The organism is Actinomycetes bacterium (genome assembly GCA_036510875.1).
Lineage (GTDB): Bacteria > Actinomycetota > Actinomycetes > Prado026 > Prado026 > DATCDE01.
In genome coordinates this window covers 1-3,675 of record DATCDE010000089.1, presented here as the reverse complement: position 1 = coordinate 3,675, position 3,675 = coordinate 1, and the positions used below count along the sequence as shown (strand labels likewise).

The 3,675-nt window shown below is 76.7% G+C and carries 5 protein-coding genes; 4 read left to right on the top strand and 1 reads right to left on the bottom strand.

Translation table 11 applies throughout. The features are described from left to right. The 4 genes from VIM19_05065 to VIM19_05050 all read left to right on the top strand — a co-directional run. Positions 1-555: FAD:protein FMN transferase (locus VIM19_05065; GenBank protein HEY5184273.1), on the top strand; the 555-nt coding region annotated here is incomplete at its 5' end. Then, positions 545-1,279, top strand: a complete 735-nt coding sequence (locus tag VIM19_05060; GenBank protein HEY5184272.1) for a hypothetical protein — start codon at positions 545-547, stop codon at positions 1,277-1,279. The genes VIM19_05065 and VIM19_05060, both read left to right, overlap by 11 nt. Next, positions 1,276-2,589: an NADH-ubiquinone oxidoreductase-F iron-sulfur binding region domain-containing protein gene (locus VIM19_05055; GenBank protein HEY5184271.1), complete on the top strand. Its 1,314-nt coding sequence runs from the start codon at positions 1,276-1,278 to the stop codon at positions 2,587-2,589. Before VIM19_05060 ends, VIM19_05055 begins: the two co-directional genes overlap by 4 nt. A 1-nt stretch (position 2,590) precedes the next feature. Next, entirely contained in the window at positions 2,591-2,833 is a 243-nt protein-coding gene (locus tag VIM19_05050) for a ferredoxin (GenBank protein ID HEY5184270.1), read from the top strand. Here the strand turns inward: VIM19_05050 and VIM19_05045 are convergent. Continuing rightward, a partial coding sequence (locus VIM19_05045; protein ID HEY5184269.1) for a carboxyl transferase domain-containing protein occupies positions 2,834-3,675 on the bottom strand: 842 nt, incomplete at its 5' end.

The following is a 3,675-nucleotide window of genomic DNA, read 5'->3' as shown; positions in this document are numbered from 1 at the left end:
GAGCTCGCTGCCGCAGGCCACGCCGTTCGGCTGGGTGAGCACCCGATCGACCTCGGCGGCATCGGCAAGGGGCTGGCCGTGCGCTGGGCGGCCGGGCAGCTCGAGGCAGCCGGCTCGGCCACGCTGGTCGAGGCCGGGGGGGACATCTACGCGGGCGGCCCCGGCCCGGAGGGCAGCGGCTGGCTGATCGGCGTCGAGGACCCGAACGGCGGGGCCGACCCGGTCGCCGTGCTGTCCGTGCAGGACGCCGGCTGCGCGACGTCATCCGTCCGGGTCCGGCACTGGAAGGTCGGGGACCGGCAGGTGCACCACCTGATCGACCCGCGCACCGGCCGGCCGGGGGGCCAGGGCATGGCCGCGGTCACCGTCGTCCACCCGGACCCGGCCTGGGCCGAGGTGTGGAGCAAGTCGTTGTTCCTGACCGGCCGCGGCGGGATCCGGCACGAGGCCGACGCCCGTGACCTGGCCGCGCTGTGGGTCGACGAGGCCGGCGTCGTGGGCTCCAGCCGGGCCATGAAGCCGCTGATCAGCTGGGAGGCCGGAAATGCGTGGTAACCGACCGGTGGCCGCGGCCGCTCAGCGGGTCACCCTCACGGTGCTGGTCGCACTGAGCGCTGCGGTGACCAGCTGGCTGATCGGGCGCGGGTTCGCGACGGTCTCCGGCAACACGATGGCCCCGTGGATCCTGGGCCGGGCCGCCGGAGTGACCTCCTACCTGCTGCTCGTCCTGCTCGTCGGGATGGGCCTGGTGCTCTCGCACCCGTGGCGCAGCCGGTTCGAGCGGCCGAGCACCGCGACCCGGCTGCGGCTGCACGTCAGCCTGGCGGTGTTCACCACGGCGTTCACCGTGCTGCACATCGTCGTCCTCGCGACCGACCCCTGGGCCGGCGTCGGCTGGAAGGGCGCCGTGCTTCCCCTCGGCGCCACCTACCGGCCGGTCCCGGTCACGCTCGGGGTGATCGGCCTGTACGCGGCATTGCTGGCCGGCGCGACCGCCAGCCTGGCCGGACGGTTCGCGCCGCGGGTGTGGTGGCCGATCCACAAGGTGGCGGCGGTCTCCCTGGTGCTGGTGTGGATCCACGGCATGCTCGCGGGCAGCGACACCGCCGCGCTGCTGTGGCTGTACCTGCTGACCGGGGGGCTGGTCGTGGCACTGGCGATCAGCCGCTACACGGTGCGGACGCCGGCCGACCTGGTGGCCGAGCTGACCGAGGCGAGGCCGACGACGCTCGTCGGGCCAGCGCACCGGGTCCCGGCCGGGCGGAGGGATCGGCGGTGACCGGCCGACTGCACCTGGTGCCGCAGGAGGCGTTCGCACCGCGGCAGGACGCCTCGCCCGTCGGGCTGCTCGGCGGCTGGGTGGTGTACCCGGCGGCGGGGTCGGGCCAGCGCACCGTGGGCCCCGCGCCGGAGGACCTGGACGACCACCTGGCCCGGCTGGGCCCGCGCCCGACCGCCCGGGGACACCACGGGGACGCGCTCGTCGAGACCCTGGCGGCGGTGGAGCTCACCGGCCGCGGTGGCAGCCACTTCCCGGCCGCCGCGAAGTGGCGCAGCATGCTGGCCGCCGGCGGCGGCGGCACGGTGGTGGCCAACGCGGCCGAGGGCGAGCCGGCCAGCGCCAAGGACGCCGCGCTGCTCCAGCACCGTCCGCACCTGGTGCTGGACGGCCTGCTCAGCGCCGCCGAGGCGATGGGCGCGGACGACGTCGTCGTGTGGCTGCACGACGGGGCGCACGCCAGCCGCAGCGCCCTCCACCGGGCCCTGGCCGAGCGCCGGGCGGCCTTCCCCACCGAGCCGCAGATCCGCGTGATCGGCGCGCCGGACCGGTACATCTCGGGGGAGTCCAGCGCGATCGTGCGGGCCCTGTCCGGCGGGCCGGCGCTGCCCACGCTGCGCCGACGCCCCGCGGCGCAGGAAGGCGTCGGGGGCCGTCCCACACTGGTGCACAACGTCGAGACGCTCGCCCGGGTGGGACTGGTCGCCCGCACCGGGCTCGAGTACCGGCCGACCACGCTGCTCACGGTGCTGGCAGGGGACCACCGGACCGTGCTCGAGGTCGGCCCGGAGGTCACCCTGGGGCAGGCCGTGGCCGCGGCCGGCTGGCGCCAGCCCGACCAGCCGACGGCGGTGCTGCTCGGTGGCTACGGCGGAGCCTGGATGGACTGGGCCGCGGCCGCGGCGCTGCCGGTTGACGAGCCCACCGTCCGGGCCGCCGGATCGTCGCTCGGCGCCGGGATCGTGATCCCGCTGCCGGCGGCCGCCTGCGGGCTGGCCGAGACGGCGGCGATCACCCGATACCTGGCCGACAGCAGCGCCCGGCAGTGCGGGCCCTGCCTGTTCGGGCTGCCGGCCATCGCCGACGTCCTGGACCTGATCGTCGACGGCAGCGCCGGCCGCTCCGAGCTGAAGCTGCTCGAGCGGTACGTCGCGGAGGTGTCCGGGCGCGGCGCCTGCCACCACCCGGACGGCGCCGTCCGGCTCGTGCCCAGCGCCCTGGACGTGTTCCGGATCGAGCTCGCTGAACACCTGCGCGGCCGGCCGTGCGCCTCGGCGGCAACGCCCGTCGGGCTGCCGGGGGTGGGCTGAGATGCGCCGCCGCCGCAGCGCCGAGCTGGCCCGGCTGCGGGTGGACCCGGTGCTGTGCGACGGGATCGGCATCTGCGCCCACCTGGCGCCCGAGCTGGTCCGGGTCGACTCCTGGGGCTACCCGATCGTGCCGCTGGAGGCGATCGACGAGCGCGACCAGAAGCAGGCGCAGCGGGCGGTGCGGGGCTGCCCCCGCAAGGCGCTGTTCCTTGAGCCGGTGCCGGCCGAGCTGCCCACTCGCTGATCAGGACAGACCGAGGGTGCGGTAGCGGCGCTGGCGCGCGGCTCGGCGCTCGCCGTCGTTCACCGCCATCAGGGCGGCCAGCTCGTGCTCCAGGGCCTGCGCGACCCGGGCCACGAACTCCTCCGGCTCGTCGGCGGCGTCCGGGCGCTCGGCCACGATCCGGTCGACGATGCCGTTGGCCCGCAGGTCCAGCGCCCGCACGCCCTGCGCCGCGGCCACCTCGGGGGCCCGGTCGGTGGTGCGGTAGAGGATCGCCGAGGCGCCCTCCGGCGGCAGCGGCGACAGCCAGGAGTTCTCCGCCGCGAGCACCCGGTCGGCTGGAAGCAGCGCCAGCGCACCGCCGCCGCCTCCCTGCCCGAGCAGCAGGCACAGCGTGGGTGATGGCAGCGTGATCAGGTCAGCCAGGCTGCGCGCGATCTCGCCGGCCAGCCCCCCCTCCTCCGCCTCGCGGGACAGCGCTGCCCCGCCAGTGTCGATGACCGTGACGAGCGGCAGGCCCAGCTCGGCGGCCAGCCGCATGCCGCGCCGGGCGGTGCGCAGCGAGGCCGGCCCGAGCGGCTGCTCCAAGGTCTGCGCCCGGCGGTCCTGGCCGAGCACCACCGCGCGCGCCGACCCGAACCGGGCCAGGGCGAGCAGCAGGCCGGCACACCCCTCGCCCTCCCCGGTCCCGAACAGTGGCGTCACCGAGGTGGCCCCGCCGCGCAGCAGCGCCCGGACGCCGGGCCGGTCGGGGCGCCGGGACCGGGTGATCACCTCCCACGCCGGGGCATCGGACAGCTCGTCGAGCGGCAGGTCGGGCACCGGCCCCGGGTCGCCGACCGGGGTCGCGAGCACGTCGAGCG